This is a genomic window from Pengzhenrongella sicca (genome assembly GCF_017569225.1).
In the GTDB taxonomy this organism is placed as follows: domain Bacteria; phylum Actinomycetota; class Actinomycetes; order Actinomycetales; family Cellulomonadaceae; genus Pengzhenrongella; species Pengzhenrongella sicca.
Genome location: NZ_CP071868.1, coordinates 1,269,880 through 1,285,676, shown reverse-complemented (window position 1 = coordinate 1,285,676; position 15,797 = coordinate 1,269,880). Strand labels below are relative to the sequence as shown.

The following is a 15,797-nucleotide window of genomic DNA, read 5'->3' as shown; positions in this document are numbered from 1 at the left end:
CGCCTCCTCAGGCGCCCCCGGACCCTCCCGACGGCGCCGTCGCCAGGCCGCTGACGCAGAGCGTGAGCAGCCGCCGGAGCTGGTCCGCCTCGCCGTCCGCGAGCCGCGAGAGCATCTGTACCTCGACCGCCCGGACGGCGGCGCTGGCCGCATCCAGCCGGCGCCGACCGTGCTCGGTCAGCTGGGCTGGCAGCGCGCGCCCCACCGGCGCGGCGGCCGGCCGCGAGACGAATCCGTCCCGCTCCAAGGACTGCAGCAGCACGTTCATCGCCTGGCGCGACACGAAGGCGCCGCGGGCGAGGGCGGAGTTCGACAGGCCGGGCCGCTGCGCGAGCAGCTCCAGGCAGGAGTAGTGCGTGATCGTCATCCCGAGGGGGCGAAGCACGGCTTCCATCGACGACCGCAACGCGCTCGCGGCCTCCTTGAGCACGTATCCGACCGACGTCTCCAGGATGACCCGGGGCTCCTCTTGACTCATGTCAACAGTCTGACATAGCCTCTCGTCGTGTCAACGTATTGACATCCCCAAAAGCCCCGAGGAGCACACCCATGACCGCGACCGGACCCGACTTCATCTCCCTGCAGGTGCGCGATCTCGAGCGATCCGCCGCCTTCTACGAGCGGCACCTCGGGCTCGCGCGCATCCAGGGCCCCCCGCACGCCGTCGTGTTCGACACGAAGCCGGTGGCGTTCGCCGTCCGCGCCCTCGTGCCCGGGGTGGACCTGGACTCGACGCCGCAGCCAGGCCTGGGGATCGCGCTGTGGCTGCACGCGTCGGACACCCAGGGCATCCACGACGCGCTCGTCACGGCCGGAGTGCCGATCGTCTCGCCGCCGGTCGACGGTCCCTTCGGACGGACGTTCACGTTCGTCGACCCGGACGGCTACCAGCTCACCCTGCACGACCGCGCCTAGGCAGCGGTGTACCACCACGCGAGGACGCGCGTGCCGAAGAGCGTGAGCCACCGGGACGGCTCGCCGGGCGGCACGTCGACCTCGAACCAGACCGACCCGGGGTGGCGATGCTCCTGCAACCAGCGTCCGTCCGCGGTCCGGCGGGAGCGGATGAGGCCGATCGCGTCCGCGAGCCGGGGGTCGGGCGCGACGTTGTTGTGCTGCGCCGCGGCCCGGAAGTGCTCGGCCGCGTTGAGCGCGCTGTAGACCCCGCGGAACGGGTAGGCGAACCGGGTCGCCCACGTCGCGACGGGCTCGCCGGTCGACAGCCGGCGGAGCAGCCCGCGCTCGAGCAGGTACTCCTCGCCGGCCAGGCGGGCCGCGCGTAGCGGCCCACCCTCCCCCGTCATGGCCTCGTAGGCCAGCAGCCCCTTCACGGAGTTGAGCGTCGAGTGGAACGACGAGCGGGTCGAGCCGTCGACCCATGCGCAGTTCCAGCCGCCGTCGGCCAAGCGGTGGTCGAGGAACCACTGCGCGATCCCGGCGACGTCCGCCCCGAGCCAGGCGCCGTTGGCGAGCGTGTACGCATTGATGCAACAGTCGACCTCGCCGCCCCAGTACGGCAGGTCGTCGTACTCCCAGCGGCTGTTCGCGGCGAGCTTGTCGGCCGTGCCGGCCAGCGCCGCGGCGTCCAGGCCCCATTCACGCAGGGTGGTGAGCGTCCACGTCGTCGCGGTCCAGGGCTGCCCCGCCGCCCCGGCGGCCTCGAACGCCGCGAAGTCGAAACCACCTGGGAAGAACGCGCCGCCCGCCCACTGCCCGTCGGGGTCTTGCAGCGCGAGCAGGCGCGCACCGAACCCCTCGGTGGCGACCCGGGCGCGCGTGGCACGCCAGACCCCGGGCGGCGCGCCGGCGAGGTCGCGCTCGACCTCCCAGCGCAGCGCCGGGTCGCTGTCGAGCAGCCAGTCGAGCAGCTCCGGGTCGAGCCCCATGAGCGCCAGGTTAGCCGCGGACGGGCTCCCGCACCCGGCGGAGAATGTCGGGAATGTCGGCGGCGAATGTCGGTGCCTGGTGCTTGGTGCTTGGATCGGGGGATGACCTGGACCGTGCATCCCGTCACCCCCGACAGGTTCGAGGACTTCGCGGACGTCATCAACCCCAACCGGCGCGCCGACCACTGCTGGTGCCTGTCCCACCGGCTCCGGGCGCGCGAGATCCAGGAGCTCGGCGGCGGCGCGCGGGAGCCCGCGATGCGCCGGCTGTGCGAGCGCGCGCATCCCCCCGGCGTCGTCGCCTACCTTGACGGCACGCCCGTCGGGTGGTGCAACATCGGGCCGCGAGCCGAGATCCCGCGGCTCGTGCACTCGCGCCTGATCCGGCCCGTCGACGACGTGCCGGTGTGGAGCATCGTGTGCGTCGTCGTCCGCGGCGGGCACCGCAAGCAGGGCGTCACGACCCCCCTGATCCACGGGGCGGTGGCGTACGCCAGGTCCTGCGGGGCGCCCGCGGTAGAGGCGTACCCGGTCGACCCGCCGGGGCGGATGGACACAACGATGGCGTTCGTCGGCACGCGTGCGATGTTCGAGCGGGCCGGCTTCACCGCCGTCGGAACGACCGACGCCGTCGCGAGCAAGCTGCCACGGATCGTCATGCGCACCGCGTGAGGCGGCCGCCCGCGGGCCGACCGCCGACCGGCGGCCAGCGCGCCTACGCTCGGACCCGTTCCCGCCGCGCGGGGCATCCGCGTCCCGCACGCGCCGTCGTCGCGCGGCCCATCGTCAGACTGGAGCAGCATGTTCGCGATCACGGTGCGGTTCGACCTTCCCGACGACGCCACAGCGGCGGAGTTCGACCGCCTCGCCGCCGCGGTGGTGCCCGGCATCCGCACCCTGGAGCCCGGCACGCTGCTGTACCTGGTCCACGCCGTCGACGGCGCCCCGCTGGCCCGGGCCTTCTACGAGATCTACCGTGACCGCGCGGCGCACGCCGCCCACGAGGCTCGCCCCGAGGTCGCGTCGTTCCTGCGCGCGGTCTCGAGCCTGGTCACCTCGACCCGGGTGGAGCGCTTCGTCCCGGACGCCGCGTCCGAGGCGGCGGTGGCGGCGCTGGCGTGAGCCGGCCCGGGCCCCGCCTGGCGATCTTCGACTGCGACGGCGTGCTCGTGGACAGCGAGCGCCTGGCGGTCGAGATCGACGCGCGCGCGATCGGCGCCCTCGGGTGGGCGATCACCGAGGCCGAGGTCGTCGAGCGCTTTCTCGGCAGGTCCGACGCCGACGTCCTCGCCGCGATCGAGCACCACCTCGGCCACCCGGTTCCTGCTGACTGGGAGCGGCGGTGGGCCGGCGAGTACGCCCGCACCTTCGACGAACGGCTCGAGGCGGTGCCCGGCGTGGCCGCCGCGATCGCCGCCCTCACGGCCGCCGGCCTGCGCACCTGCGTGGCGTCGAGCGGATCGCTCGAGAAGATGCGGCGCACGCTCGGCCGCGTCGGGCTGTGGGACCACTTCGAGGGACGGATCTTCAGCGCGAGCGAGGTGGACCGCGGCAAACCCGCGCCGGACCTGTTTCTGCACGCGGCGAGCCGGTCAGGGGTCCCGGCGGGCCGGTGCGTCGTGGTCGAGGACAGCCAGTACGGCGTCGCCGGCGCGCGCGCGGCCGGGATGCGGTGCGTCGGGTTCGCGGGGGGGATCACGCCCGCCGCCCAGCTCCGGGAGGCCGACGTCGTGATCACCGACATGGCCGCCCTGCCGGCCGCCGTGACGGCCCTGCTGGCGTGAGCTGAGCTCACCCCGAGCTACGGGGCGAGGGAACGTGCGAGCCGGAACCCGACGTCGTCGATCCGGAAGGTCGGGTGGCTACGCCGGCGCACCGACGCCCGGCAGCTCCAGCGCTCGTCGAACCAGCCGCCGCCGCGCAGCACGCGGTACTCGCCATACACCTCGGCGTCGTACACGTCCCAGCACCACTCCCACACGTTGCCGAGCAGGTCGTACAGACCCCAGGCATTCGGCTGCTTGCCGCCCACGTCGTGGCTGCGCTCGCCCGAGTTGCCGCGATACCACCCGATCTCGTCGAGCTCGCCGTACCGCGGGCCCGTCGTGCCGGCCCGGCAGGCGTGCTCCCACTCGGCCTCGGTCGGCAGCCGGTATCCCCCGGCGGCCGGGTCGAGCTCGACGCCGGCGGCACCGTCGGCGTCGGCGTCGGCGCCCGCGGCGCCGCCCGCGCGTGGCGCGACGCGATACGCGGGTGCGAGCCCGGCACCGGCGGAGGCCGCGTTGCAGAACCGCACCGCGTCCAGCCACGAGACGCCCTCCACGGGCCGGAGGTCTCCCGGCGCGGAGCTCGGGCGCGCGCCGGTGATCGCCGCGTACAGCGCCTGGGTCACGGGCACGCTCGCGAGCTCGTACGGCCCGAGCTCGATCGACCAGGTGCTCTGCGTCCGCCGGTCGGACAGCGTCACCCGCCCGGGCGCGATCGCGACCATGTCGGTTGCAGGATCCATGGCGGCCGCACGTACCTCAGGCCTGCGGAACGGGCGGGCCGGACGGTGCGGCGCCGTCGGCCGCGTCCTTCCAGCCCTGGGCGTACGCCTCGGCGCTGCCCTGGCGGAACATGTCCTCGGCGCTGGTGCGGACCAGGACGCGGGCGCCCGGCCCGTCGTGCGCGGTGACGTACCGACCCAGCCCGCGCACGACCGCGAGCGGCCGCCCCGACGACTTGCCTTTGACGAGCTCCGCCGCCGCCGCGATCTCGTCCGCGACCGCGGCGACCGTCGAGTCGAGCCGCCGGCCGTACGAGTCGAGCTGGCCGCGCAGGTCGTCGAGCACCTCCACGCCGGCGGCCCCGATCGCGATGTCCGTCAGCCCGTTGCGCCACGGCCGACCGGCCGTGTCCGAGATGATGACCCCGACCTGTACCCCGAGCGTCGCCGCGAGCCCGGCGCGCAGCCGCCGCGCGGAGGCGTCGGGGTCCACGGGGAGCAGGAGCACGGTCCCGTCAGGGGTGTTGCTCGCGTCGACCCCCGCGGCCGCCATCACGAGACCGAGCCGGTTCTCGACGATCCGGGTCACCCCGCCGGGGTGCTCGCGGCTCGCGACGACCCGCACCGTCTCGTCGGTGATCGCCTGCTCGCGGTCGCCGGCCGCGACCGAGCGCCCCTCGGCCTTGGACACGACCTTGCTGGTGAGGACGACGACGTCGCCGTCCTCGAGCGGCGACGGCCCCGCGCCGAAGTCCACGGCCCGCAGGGCGGCGCACACGAGCGCGACGAGGTCGTCGCCCGCGGCGACCTCGGGGATGCCGTCCGGCGCGGCGACCGCGAAGGCGACCGTCATCGCACCAGGTTGGGCAGCACGTCGCGCGCGAACGCGTCGATCCACTCGCGCTGGTTGCGGCCGACGTTGTGCAGGTAGATGCGGTCGAAGCCGAGGTCGACGTACTTCTGGATCTCGGCGCGGTGCCGGTCGGTGTCGGCCGAGATGATCATGCGGCCCTCGAAGTCCTCCGGGCGCACGAGCTTGGCCATCTGCTCGAAGTCGAACGGCGACCGGATGTCGGCCTTCGGGAACTTCATGCCCCCGTTGGGCCACTCGGTCATCGCGTTGACGAGCGCGAGCTCGTCGGTATCGGCCCACGACAGGTGCAGCTGGAGCACGCGCGGCATCGTCGACGGGTCCTTGCCGGCCTCGCGTGCGCCGTCCTCGAACTTGCCGAACAGCCCGGAGATCTTCTCGAGCGGGGCGCCGACCGTGATGAGCCCGTCGGCGAGCCGGCCGGCCCGCTTGGCGGTGACGGGGCCGGCGGTCGCGACGAGGATCTCGGGCGCGACCTCCGGCATGGTCCACAGGCGCGTCGACTCGAGCTTGTAGAACGGCCCGGAGTGTTTGACGTCCTTGCCGGCAAGCGACGCCGTGAACAGCTTGTTGATGATCTCGATCGCCTCGAACATGCGATTGATCCGCTCCGGGGCCTCGGGCCAGTACCCGGCCACGATGTGCTCGTTGAGCGCCTCGCCCGAGCCGAGCCCGAGCCAGTGCCGGCCGGGGTACATCGCCGCGAGCGTCGCGGACGCCTGCGCGACCATCGCGGGGTGCCACCGGAACGTCGGCGCGGTCACGCCGGGGCCGAGGTCACCCGTGGTCCGCTCGCCCAGCGCGGAGAGCACGTTCCAGACGAACGCGGACTGGCCCTGCGCGGGCACCCACGGCTGGAAGTGGTCCGCCGCCATGACGCCCGAGAATCCCTGCGACTCGGCGTAGGCCGACAGCTCGACGACCTCCGTCGGATGGAACTGCTCGAGCATCGCCGCGTACCCGACCGTCAGACCCTGCGTCACCGGTGTGTCTCCCTCGCTCGCGTTGAACCCACCCGGAGGAGCCTAACTGCGAGCGCCCTGACGCGGCCTGCTTCCGCTGCGAGGCCAGGTGCGGTACCAATGAATGCGGCGATGCGGCGCCGCGTCGCCGCCCGGTGGAGGTCAGCATGAGTCGGCGCCTGTCCAGCCTTGCGGTCGCGCTCGGCGCCGCGTTCGCGATCGGGCTCGCCGGGCTTCCGTCGGCCGCGTCGTCGACGGCGACGCCGCCCGCCGCGAACGACGCCGTCCGCGCTGCGGCCGCGCTCGCCGCCGACGGGACGGTCCACGTCACGACCGCGGGCGACTACAGCACCGGCGCCAACGTCCGGGCCGTGCTGAGCACCGTCGCACGGCTGGGGCCCGACCTGCACGTCGCGCTCGGCGACCTCTCGTACGGGGTCGCGGGCGCCGAGCAGTCCTGGTGCGACCTCGTCACCCAACACGTCGGGGCGACCTTCCCGTTCGAGCTGCTCGCGGGCAACCACGAGTCGAACGGGGTGAACGGCAACATCGACGCGTTCGCGGCTTGCCTGCCGAACCGGCTGCCGGGGCTCGTGGGGACCTACGGACGCCAGTGGTACGTGGACGTGCCGGCGCAGGCCCCGCTGATGCGGCTCGTGCTGATCTCGCCCGGGCTGACCTTCCCCGACGGCGACTACGTGTACACCGCCGGCAGCCCGCGGTACGCGTGGACCGCCGCCGCCATCGACGGCGCCCGCGCGGCCGGGATCCCGTGGGTGGTCGTGGGGATGCACAAGCCCTGCCTGTCGGTCGGGCAGTACGCATGCGAGTCCGGGGCCGACCTGCAGCAGCTGCTGCTGTCCAAGCGGGTCGACCTCGTCCTGTCCGGCCATGAGCACCTCTACCAGCGCACCAAGCAGCTCGCGCTCGCGCCCGGCTGCGCCGCCGTGACCCCCGCGACGTTCGACGCGGACTGCGTCGTGAGCGGCGCGTCCACCCTCACCAAGGGCGCCGGCACCGTGTTCGCGACCGTCGGCACCGGCGGGATCACGCAGCGCGCGGTCAGCACGACCGATCCGGAGGCGCCGTACTTCGCGGCCGCGTCGGGGCTCGCCACGGCCACCTGGGGCGTCCTGGACCTCCGGGCCACCGCCACGACCCTCGCGGCGAGGTTCGAGCGCGCCAGCGGCGGGACGTTCGCGGACGCCTTCTCGATCGGCCCGACCGCGCCGGGTACTCCCCCGTTCGCGGCCGACACGTTCAGCCGGACGACGGCGATTGGGTTCGGGGCCGCCGAGACGGGCGGCGCGTGGCGCACGACCGGCGCGGCCGCCGACTTCTCGGTGTCCGCCGGGGCCGGCCGCATCCGGCTGCCCGCTCCCGGCGCGGGCCGGGACGTCGCGCTCGCGGTCGCGTCGGCGAGCACCGACCTGGCCCTCACGGTCGCGGCCGACCGGGTCGCGACGGGCAGCGGGCTGCACGTCGCGGTGGGCGCCCGGCGCGTCGCCGGCGTCGGGGAGTACCGGGCGAAGGTGCAGCTGACCGCCACGGGAACGGTCGCGCTCGGGCTCGCCCGGGTGACCGGCAAGACGACCGAGACGGTGCTGCGGGCCACGGCCGCGGTGCCGGGACTGACCTACGCCGCGGGAACCCTGCTGCGGGTCCGGGTGCAGGCCGTCGGGCGGGCCCCGACGACCCTGCGGGCCCGGGTCTGGCGCGCGAGCGAGCCGGAGCCCACCACCTGGACCGCCTCCGTGATCGACGCGACCGCGGCGCTGCAGGTGTCGGGGACGCCTGGCGTGAACGCCTACCTGTCCAGCGCGGCGAGGAACGCGCCCGTCCGCCTCCTGATCGACGACGTCGTGGCCCGCACCCCCTGACCCCGGACGCTCGTCACCGGGCCGCGGGCGGACCTCGACCCGCCGCCGGATCTGGGAGAATGGCTGACCATGACCGACCTGCGACCGAATGACGCCCCTGTCCCTGCACCTGGCACGCCGGGCGCCGGCCCGCAGGTCCCCGACCGGGTCTCGCTCGACGGGCTCGAGGACCGCTGGGCCGACGCGTGGTCGCGCGGGCGCACGTACTCCTTCGACCGCACCGCCACGCGCGCGCAGGTGTTCTCGATCGACACCCCGCCGCCCACCGTCTCGGGCTCGCTGCACGTCGGCCACGTCTTCTCCTACACGCACACGGACGTCGTCGCGCGGTACCGGCGCATGACGGGCCGCGAGGTGTTCTACCCGATGGGCTGGGACGACAACGGGCTGCCCACCGAGCGCCGCGTGCAGAACTACTTCGGCGTCCGGTGCGACACCTCGCTGCCGTACGACCCCGACTTCACGCCGCCGCACGTCGGCGGCGAGGGCAAGAGCACCCGCGCCGGCGACCAGGTGCCGATCGCGCGGCGCAACTTCATCGAGCTGTGCGAGCGGCTGACCGTCGCCGACGAGCGTGAGTTCGAGTCGCTGTGGCGCTACCTCGGCCTCTCGGTCGACTGGGAGCACCACTACCAGACGATCTCGGGCGAGTCCCGCGCCGTCGCGCAGCAGGCCTTCCTGCGCAACCTCGCGCGCGGCGAGGCCTACCAGGCCGAGGCCCCGGGCATGTGGGACGTGACCTTCCAGACCGCCGTCGCGCAGGCCGAGCTCGAGGCGCGCGACTACCCGGGCGCGTTCCACCGCGTCGCGTTCCGCCCCGCGGGCGCCGACGGCGCAGCGGTCGACCCGATCTACATCGAGACCACGCGCCCCGAGCTGCTGCCGGCGTGCGTCGCCCTCATCGCGCACCCCGACGACGCGCGCTACCAGCACCTGTTCGGCACGACGGTGCGCTCGCCGCTGTTCGGCGTCGAGATCCCCGTGCTCGCCCACCGGCTCGCCGAGCCCGACAAGGGCTCGGGTATCGCGATGTGCTGCACGTTCGGCGACCTGACCGACGTGGTCTGGTGGCGTGAGCTGCAGCTGCCGGCCCGCTCGGTGCTCGGCCGCGACGGCCGGATCCTGCGCGAGACCCCGGCGTGGCTCGCGGCCGACGCCGGCGCCGCACCCGAGGCAGCCGCGCTGTGGGCCGAGATCGGCGGCAAGACGACGTTCTCCGCCCGCACCGTCGTCGTCGACGCGCTGCGCGCGAGCGGGGACCTCGACGGCGAGCCAGTGCCGACCCAGCGCAAGGCGAACTTCTTCGAGAAGGGCGACAAGCCGCTCGAGATCGTCACGTCCCGCCAGTGGTACATCGGCAACGGCGGCCGCGACGAGGAGCTGCGCAAGGAGCTGCTCGCGCGGGGCGACGAGCTCGCGTTCCACCCCGACTTCATGCACGTGCGGTACGACAACTGGGTCGGCGGCCTGAACGGCGACTGGCTCGTCTCGCGCCAGCGCTTCTTCGGCGTGCCGATCCCCGTCTGGTACGCGCTCGACGCCGACGGCGAGGTGCGCTACGACGCCCCGCTGACGCCGTCGGAGGCCGACCTGCCGATCGACCCGTCGAGCGACGTGCCGGCCGGGTACTCCGCCGACCAGCGCGGCATCCCCGGTGGCTTCGTGAGCGACCCCGACGTCATGGACACCTGGGCGACGAGCTCGCTCACGCCGCAGATCGCGGGCGGCTGGCGCAGCGACCCGGACTTGTTCGCGCGCGTGTTCCCGATGGACCTGCGCCCGCAGGGACAGGACATCATCCGGACGTGGCTCTTCTCGACCGTCGTGCGCTCGCACCTCGAGCACGGCGTGCTGCCCTGGTCGGACGCCGGGATCAGCGGCTGGATCCTCGACCCCGACCGCAAGAAGATGTCGAAGTCCAAGGGCAACGTCGTCACGCCCCGCGGCCTGCTCGAGGAGCACGGGTCCGACGCCGTCCGCTACTGGGCCGCGTCCGCGCGCCTGGGGACGGACGCGGCCTTCGAGGTCGGCCAGATGAAGATCGGCCGCCGGCTCGCGATCAAGATCCTCAATGCGAGCAAGTTCGCGCTGACGTTCGGCGGCGACGCCGCGCTCGCGATCGACCCCGCGCTCGTGACCGAGCCGATCGACCGCGCGATGCTCGCCGGGCTCGCCGACGTCACCGAGCGCGCGACCGCCGCGCTCGACGCGTACGACCACACCCGCGCGCTCGAGGTCACGGAGACGTTCTTCTGGACGTTCTGCGACGACTACCTCGAGCTCGTCAAGGACCGGGCCTACGGGGCCGGCGCGACCGAGGTCTCGGTCGGGACGGCGTCGGCGCGGGCCGCGCTCGGGCTCGCGCTCGAGACGCTGCTGCGGCTGTTCGCGCCGATCCTGCCGTTCGCGACCGAAGAGGTCTGGTCGTGGTGGCACGAGGGCTCGATCCACCGCGCGCCGTGGCCCGTCGCCGCGCCGCTGCGCGCGGCCGCCGGTTCCGCCGACCCGGCCACGCTCCGCGCCGCGGGCGCCGCACTCGCCGCGCTCCGGAAGGTCAAGTCCGAGGCCAAGGCGTCGATGCGCACCAAGATCTCGCGCGCCGAGCTCGTCCTGCCCGCCGACCAGCTCGACCTCGTCGCGCTCGCGGCCGACGACGTCCGCGCCGCCGGCCGGGTCGAGGGCGAACTGCTGCTCGTGCCCACCGCCGACGGCGCCGACGGCGTCACGGTCCGCTTCGCCGACCTCCTCCCGCCCGAGCCGAAGGTCAAGCAGGTCGGGTGACTACAAGGCGGTCCGCAGGCGCGACTGGTCGGCCGACTGGCTAACCAGGGACTCGCTCGGGGTGCCGGGGTCGGACCAGCGCAGCACCGCGCCGACGCCGCCGATCAGCTCGACCGAGCCGTCGATCGCGAACGTCACCCCGGCGTCCTGCCCGAGCGCCGCCCGGACCAGGCCGATCTCGGCCGGCAGCTCGCGCGCGCCGTCGAGCACCCCGATGGCCGTGAGGTCGTCGCGGTCGAGCCCGATCTGGAGCGGGTCCGGGCCGACCCAGACCGTGCGCTGCGAGAGCTCCGAGTCCTGGCCGGCGGGGGCCTCCGCGAGCACGAGATCACGGACCTGCCCCCGGCGCAGCACCTCGAGCACGTCACCGAGCTCGGTCACCGCCGCCTCGTCCCGGCCCTGCTCCTGCCGGAAGACGTCGAGCACCTGCTCGCGCCGGCGCACCCGGAACTGCTCGAGGCTGGCCTGCACCCGGAGCGCGAAGGCCCCGGCGTTCACGCCGGTCGACCGGGACCCGCCCGGGACCTCCGCCACCAGCTCGCGCGCGCGCTGGCCGAGGGCGTCGCGCACGAGCGCGACGGCGCGCACGTCCCCCGTCACGAGGATGAGCTCGGGCTCGTGGACCATCACGCGGCGGTCCAGCTCGGTCGCGACGACGGCCGCGTTGCGCTCCCACGAGTCCTCGGCGCGCGTCTGCATGCGCCGGTCCGACATGCCGCCCTCGCGGACCTTGTGCACGACGTCGTGGCCGCCCTCGATGACGTCGTGCGCGCCGCCGGCCAGCCGGCCCGTGAGGTCGCACGCGTACACGTCCGCCCCGAGCCGGTCGACCTCGACCAGCAGGTAGTCGACCGACTGGTCCGCGGCCCGGACCGCCGGCAGCAGGTCCGGGACGTCGCCGTGCCGGGCGACCGATCGGGCAGGCGGCTCGGCCAGCACCCGGTCGACCCGGACCCCGGACGTGTCCGCGATCAGCACCCGCCCGTGCGGGCCGGGCACGCGCGTCGGGTGCGCGACCCGCTCGCCGATCTCGTCCAGCACTGGGCCGGGTGCGCCCGCATGCTCGAGATCCCGGCGCAGTCCCTTCCACCGCTCCGCCGCCTCGTTCTCGCCGGCGGAGTCCGCCCGCGTGGCGTCGAGGTAGACGGTGGTGAACGGACCGGTACGACCGAGCAGGGGCTTGAGCCACGAGAGCTTCATGCGCAGCGCCTTAGGAATCGAGACGGACCCGGTCCACGGCGCGCGCGGCCGGGTGTGAACCCCTCCACCTTCCGCCTCCCGGGGGCCCGGCGCCACCCCCGGGCCGCGGGCTGGGATGTCGGGGCGAGGTCCGGGCGAGGTCCGGGCGAAGCCCGGGCGAGGTCCGGGCGAGCTTCGGCTGGCGCGTGCGCCGGTGGGGCGCCCCGCCCCGACCCGATAAGGTCGCAGATAAATCCCCATCACCTGGAGCGCTACGCATGTTGGAGTTCAGCTCACCGAGCCTGATCGATGTCGACCAGAGCACGAGCATCCCGGGGATGCTCGCGCAGCGGGTCGCCCGGGCCCCGGAGGGCACGCTCGTTGAGCGCAAGTCGAGCCTGGGCGGGAAGTGGACGCCGGTGACGGCGCGGGCCTTCGCCGCCGAGGTCGCGTCCGTCGCGAAGGGCCTCGTCGCGCTCGGCGTCGCCCCCGGCGCCCGCGTCGCCCTGATGTCGCACACCCGGTACGAGTGGACGCTCCTCGACTTCGCGATCTGGGCCGCCGGCGCGGTCGGCGTCCCCGTCTACGAGACGTCGTCGGCCGAGCAGGTGCAGTGGATCCTCGCCGACGCCGACGTCCGCGTCATCGTGGTCGAGACGCCGGCCCACGCCGCGCTGGTCGAGAGCGTGCGCGCCGACCTGCCCGGGCTGGTCTCCGTCCTGGTCATCGACGCGGGCGCGGTCTCCGCGCTCGTCGCCGGCGGCGCGGGGGTCGCCGACGCCGAGATCGAGCGCCGCAGCTCGATGGCCGGCATGGACGACCTGGCCACCATCATCTACACCTCGGGCACGACGGGCCGGCCGAAGGGCGTCGAGCTCACGCACGGCAACTTCGTGTCGCTGACGTGCAACGGGGTCGCCGGACTCGGCGACGTGTGCGCGCAGCCGCACTCCCGCACGCTGCTGTTCATGCCGCTCGCGCACGTCTTCGCGCGGTTCATCGAGGTGCTCTGCATCCCGTCCGGCGCGGTGCTCGGCCACACCCCCGACACCAAGAACCTCCTGCCGGACCTGCAGTCCTTCCGGCCCACCTTCCTGCTCGCCGTGCCGCGCGTGTTCGAGAAGGTCTACAACTCGGCCGAGCAGAAGGCTGGCACCGGGGCGAAGCTGCGGCTGTTCCGGTGGGCCGCGAAGGTCTCGATCACCTACTCCCGCGCGACGCAGGCCGGCGGCGCCTCCCCCGCCCTGCGGGCGCAGCACGCGGTCGCCGACCGTCTCGTCTACAGCAAGCTCCGCACGACCCTGGGCGGCCGGACCGAGTTCGCCGTCTCCGGCGGGGCGCCGCTCGGCGAGCGCCTCGGGCACTTCTATCGCGGCATCGGGCTGAACATCCTCGAGGGCTACGGCCTGACGGAGACGACGTCCGCGACGGCGGTCAACCGCCCGGGCGCCACCCGCATCGGCACCGTCGGCCCGCCGTTCCCGGGCGCGTCGCTGCGCATCGCGGAGGACGGCGAGATCTGGGCCGCCGGCGCCCACGTCTCCCCGCGGTACCACAACAACCCCGAGGCCACCGCAGAGGCGCACGTCGACGGCTGGTTCCGCACCGGCGACCTCGGCGCGCTGGACGACGACGGCTACCTGACGATCACGGGCCGCAAGAAGGAGATCATCGTCACCGCGGGCGGCAAGAACGTCGCCCCCGCCGTGCTCGAGGACCGCCTGCGCGGGCACCCGCTGGTGAGCCAGGTCGTCGTCGTCGGCGATCAGCGTCCGTTCATCGCGGCCCTGGTCACCCTCGACGCCGAGATGCTGCCGGGCTGGCTGGGCAGCCACGGGCTGCCCCCGATGGACGTCGCCGCGGCGGCGACCCACCCCGCCGTGCTCGCGGCGCTGGACCGTGCCTCCGAGCGCGCGAACAAGGCCGTCTCGCGCGCGGAGTCCATCCGCAAGCTCTCGGTCCTGACGCTCGACTTCACCGAGGCGAACGGCTACCTGACCCCGTCGCTGAAGGTCAAGCGGGCGGCCGTCATCCGCGACTTCGCGGCGCAGGTCGACGCGATCTACGGCACGGCAGGCCCCGCGGCGGGGAGCTGACGGGTCGGCTCAGGGCCGCGCGCTGGCGATCTCTTCGTGGTGGCGGATGACCTCTTCCACGATGAAGCCGAGGAACTTCTCGGCGAAAACCGGGTCGAGGCCCGCGTCCTGCGCGAGCCGGCGCAGGCGCTCGATCTGCTGCGCCTCCCGGCCGAGGTCGGCCGGGGGCAGGCCTTCGGCCGCCTTGAGGTGACCGACCCGCTGCGTGGCCTTGAACCGCTCGGCGAGCAGGTGCACGAGCGCGGCGTCGATGTTGTCGATGCTCTGGCGCAGCGACGTGAGCTCGGGCGGGAGCGGCCGTCCGGTGGACACCGGCTCAGGCGCTCTTCTCGCGGGGACGCTTCGCGGGCACGGGCGCCTCGCGCGGGACCAGCGTCGGGTTAACGTTGTCCAGGACGACGGCGCGGGAGATGACCACGCGCGCGACGTCGTCGCGGCTGGGGACGTCGAACATGACCTGCTGGAGCACTTCCTCCATGATCGCGCGCAGCCCGCGGGCGCCGGTGCCGCGCAGCAGCGCCTGGTCGGCGATCGCGGCCACGGCCGCGTCGTCGAACTCAAGCTCGACACCGTCGATCTGGAACATGCGCTGGTACTGCTTGATCAGGGCGTTGCGCGGCTCGGTGAGAATCCGCACGAGCGCCTCGCGGTCGAGCGGCGAGACGGTCGTGATCACGGGGACGCGGCCGATGAACTCGGGGATCAGCCCGAACTTCAGCAGGTCCTCCGGCATGACCTCGCCGAAGACGTCGCGGTCGTCCGCCGAGTGCAGCGACGCCCCGAACCCGATGCCGCGCCGGCCGGCGCGGGAGGTGATGATCTCGTCGAGCCCGGCGAACGCGCCGGCGACGATGAACAGCACGTTCGTCGTGTCGATCTGGATGAACTCCTGGTGCGGGTGCTTGCGGCCGCCCTGCGGCGGGACCGACGCCGTCGTCCCCTCGAGGATCTTCAGCAGCGCCTGCTGGACGCCCTCGCCCGAGACGTCGCGCGTGATCGACGGGTTCTCGCTCTTGCGGGCGATCTTGTCGACCTCGTCGATGTAGATGATGCCCGTCTCGGCCTTCTTGACGTCATAGTCAGCGGCCTGGATGAGCTTGAGCAGGATGTTCTCGACGTCCTCACCGACGTACCCGGCCTCGGTGAGCGCCGTCGCGTCCGCGATCGCGAACGGGACGTTCAGCATCTTGGCCAGCGTCTGCGCGAGGTACGTCTTGCCGCAGCCCGTGGGGCCGATGAGCAGGATGTTGGACTTCGCGATCTCGACGCCGTCGTCGGTCCCGCCCGGCGCGTGCGCCGCCTCGCCCACCTGGATCCGCTTGTAGTGGTTGTACACCGCCACCGCGAGCGACCGCTTGGCCGGCTCCTGGCCGATCACGTACTGCTCGAGGAAGTCGAAGATCTCCTTCGGCTTGGGCAGCTCGACCATGCCGACCTCGGTGGCCTCGGCGAGCTCTTCCTCGATGATCTCGTTGCACAGCTCGATGCACTCGTCGCAGATGTACACGCCGGGGCCTGCGATGAGCTTCTTGACCTGCTTCTGGGACTTCCCGCAGAACGAACACTTGAGGAGGTCGGCGCCGTCTCCGATGCGAGCCACTGCCGTCCCCTTTGCCTCGGTACGTCCCTGGTGGTGCGCCCATCTGCGATGGGC

At 73.5% G+C, this 15,797-nt stretch carries 15 protein-coding genes; 7 read left to right on the top strand and 8 right to left on the bottom strand.

The window, feature by feature from the left end:
- Window positions 1–7 precede the first annotated feature (7 nt).
- On the bottom strand, window positions 8–478 hold the full coding sequence (locus J4E96_RS05825) for a MarR family winged helix-turn-helix transcriptional regulator (protein ID WP_227424827.1): 471 nt from the start codon (window positions 476–478) through the stop codon (window positions 8–10).
- 71 nt (window positions 479–549) lie between these two features.
- On the opposite strand from J4E96_RS05825, the gene J4E96_RS05820 reads away from it, so the two are divergent.
- On the top strand, window positions 550–915 hold the full coding sequence (locus J4E96_RS05820) for a VOC family protein (RefSeq protein ID WP_227424826.1): 366 nt from the start codon (window positions 550–552) through the stop codon (window positions 913–915).
- Here the strand turns inward: J4E96_RS05820 and J4E96_RS05815 are convergent.
- Window positions 912–1,886: a squalene cyclase gene (locus J4E96_RS05815; RefSeq protein ID WP_227424825.1), complete on the bottom strand. Its 975-nt coding sequence runs from the start codon at window positions 1,884–1,886 to the stop codon at window positions 912–914. The two genes, J4E96_RS05820 and J4E96_RS05815, sit on opposite strands and share 4 nt — an antisense overlap.
- A gap of 102 nt (window positions 1,887–1,988) precedes the next feature.
- Between J4E96_RS05815 and J4E96_RS05810 the strand changes: the two genes are divergently transcribed.
- The 3 genes from J4E96_RS05810 (at window position 1,989) to J4E96_RS05800 (ending at window position 3,670) form a co-directional block, all read left to right on the top strand.
- Window positions 1,989–2,558, top strand: a complete 570-nt coding sequence (locus J4E96_RS05810; RefSeq protein ID WP_227424824.1) for a GNAT family N-acetyltransferase — start codon at window positions 1,989–1,991, stop codon at window positions 2,556–2,558.
- Window positions 2,559–2,687: 129 nt separating this feature from the next.
- Window positions 2,688–3,008, top strand: a complete 321-nt coding sequence (locus tag J4E96_RS05805) for a putative quinol monooxygenase (protein WP_227424823.1) — start codon at window positions 2,688–2,690, stop codon at window positions 3,006–3,008.
- A complete protein-coding gene (locus tag J4E96_RS05800) occupies window positions 3,005–3,670 on the top strand; it encodes an HAD family hydrolase (RefSeq protein WP_227424822.1) in 666 nt (221 codons plus the stop codon). Before J4E96_RS05805 ends, J4E96_RS05800 begins: the two co-directional genes overlap by 4 nt.
- 17 nt (window positions 3,671–3,687) lie before the next feature.
- Here the strand turns inward: J4E96_RS05800 and J4E96_RS05795 are convergent, their stop codons facing one another.
- The 3 genes from J4E96_RS05795 to J4E96_RS05785 are packed head-to-tail and all read right to left on the bottom strand — an operon-like array spanning window position 3,688 to window position 6,228.
- On the bottom strand, window positions 3,688–4,395 hold the full coding sequence (locus tag J4E96_RS05795) for a formylglycine-generating enzyme family protein (RefSeq protein WP_227424821.1): 708 nt from the start codon (window positions 4,393–4,395) through the stop codon (window positions 3,688–3,690).
- A gap of 16 nt (window positions 4,396–4,411) precedes the next feature.
- Window positions 4,412–5,227: a coenzyme F420-0:L-glutamate ligase gene (locus tag J4E96_RS05790; protein WP_227424820.1), complete on the bottom strand. Its 816-nt coding sequence runs from the start codon at window positions 5,225–5,227 to the stop codon at window positions 4,412–4,414.
- Window positions 5,224–6,228, bottom strand: coding sequence for a TIGR03557 family F420-dependent LLM class oxidoreductase (locus J4E96_RS05785; protein WP_264466188.1), 1,005 nt, complete (start codon window positions 6,226–6,228; stop codon window positions 5,224–5,226). The genes J4E96_RS05790 and J4E96_RS05785 overlap by 4 nt, the downstream gene beginning before the upstream one ends.
- A gap of 146 nt (window positions 6,229–6,374) precedes the next feature.
- Here J4E96_RS05785 and J4E96_RS05780 point away from each other — a divergent pair, with 146 nt between their 5' ends.
- Window positions 6,375–8,087, top strand: a complete 1,713-nt coding sequence (locus J4E96_RS05780) for a metallophosphoesterase (protein ID WP_227424819.1) — start codon at window positions 6,375–6,377, stop codon at window positions 8,085–8,087.
- A gap of 69 nt (window positions 8,088–8,156) precedes the next feature.
- Window positions 8,157–10,868, top strand: coding sequence for a valine--tRNA ligase (valS, locus tag J4E96_RS05775; RefSeq protein ID WP_227424818.1), 2,712 nt, complete (start codon window positions 8,157–8,159; stop codon window positions 10,866–10,868).
- Here the strand turns inward: valS and J4E96_RS05770 are convergent, their stop codons facing one another.
- Entirely contained in the window at window positions 10,869–12,068 is a 1,200-nt protein-coding gene (locus tag J4E96_RS05770) for a baeRF2 domain-containing protein (RefSeq protein ID WP_227424817.1), read from the bottom strand.
- A 257-nt stretch (window positions 12,069–12,325) separates the two neighbouring features.
- Between J4E96_RS05770 and J4E96_RS05765 the strand changes: the two genes are divergently transcribed.
- Entirely contained in the window at window positions 12,326–14,143 is a 1,818-nt protein-coding gene (locus J4E96_RS05765) for an AMP-dependent synthetase/ligase (protein ID WP_227424816.1), read from the top strand.
- A gap of 9 nt (window positions 14,144–14,152) precedes the next feature.
- Here J4E96_RS05765 and J4E96_RS05760 read toward each other — a convergent pair whose 3' ends face one another.
- Both J4E96_RS05760 and clpX read right to left on the bottom strand, forming a co-directional pair.
- Entirely contained in the window at window positions 14,153–14,455 is a 303-nt protein-coding gene (locus tag J4E96_RS05760) for a chorismate mutase (RefSeq protein ID WP_227424815.1), read from the bottom strand.
- 4 nt (window positions 14,456–14,459) lie between these two features.
- Window positions 14,460–15,743, bottom strand: coding sequence for an ATP-dependent Clp protease ATP-binding subunit ClpX (gene clpX / locus J4E96_RS05755; RefSeq protein ID WP_227424814.1), 1,284 nt, complete (start codon window positions 15,741–15,743; stop codon window positions 14,460–14,462).
- Between the last annotated feature and the right edge of the window lie 54 nt (window positions 15,744–15,797).

Coding starts and splice junctions, on each gene's coding strand:
- J4E96_RS05825 (WP_227424827.1), bottom strand. CDS start 478: ATGAGTCAAGAGGAGCCCCGGGTCATCCTGGAGACGTCGGTCGGATAC.
- J4E96_RS05820 (WP_227424826.1), top strand. CDS start 550: ATGACCGCGACCGGACCCGACTTCATCTCCCTGCAGGTGCGCGATCTC.
- J4E96_RS05815 (WP_227424825.1), bottom strand. CDS start 1,886: ATGGGGCTCGACCCGGAGCTGCTCGACTGGCTGCTCGACAGCGACCCG.
- J4E96_RS05810 (WP_227424824.1), top strand. CDS start 1,989: ATGACCTGGACCGTGCATCCCGTCACCCCCGACAGGTTCGAGGACTTC.
- J4E96_RS05805 (WP_227424823.1), top strand. CDS start 2,688: ATGTTCGCGATCACGGTGCGGTTCGACCTTCCCGACGACGCCACAGCG.
- J4E96_RS05795 (WP_227424821.1), bottom strand. CDS start 4,395: ATGGATCCTGCAACCGACATGGTCGCGATCGCGCCCGGGCGGGTGACG.
- J4E96_RS05790 (WP_227424820.1), bottom strand. CDS start 5,227: ATGACGGTCGCCTTCGCGGTCGCCGCGCCGGACGGCATCCCCGAGGTC.
- J4E96_RS05780 (WP_227424819.1), top strand. CDS start 6,375: ATGAGTCGGCGCCTGTCCAGCCTTGCGGTCGCGCTCGGCGCCGCGTTC.
- valS (WP_227424818.1), top strand. CDS start 8,157: ATGACCGACCTGCGACCGAATGACGCCCCTGTCCCTGCACCTGGCACG.
- J4E96_RS05770 (WP_227424817.1), bottom strand. CDS start 12,068: ATGAAGCTCTCGTGGCTCAAGCCCCTGCTCGGTCGTACCGGTCCGTTC.
- J4E96_RS05765 (WP_227424816.1), top strand. CDS start 12,326: ATGTTGGAGTTCAGCTCACCGAGCCTGATCGATGTCGACCAGAGCACG.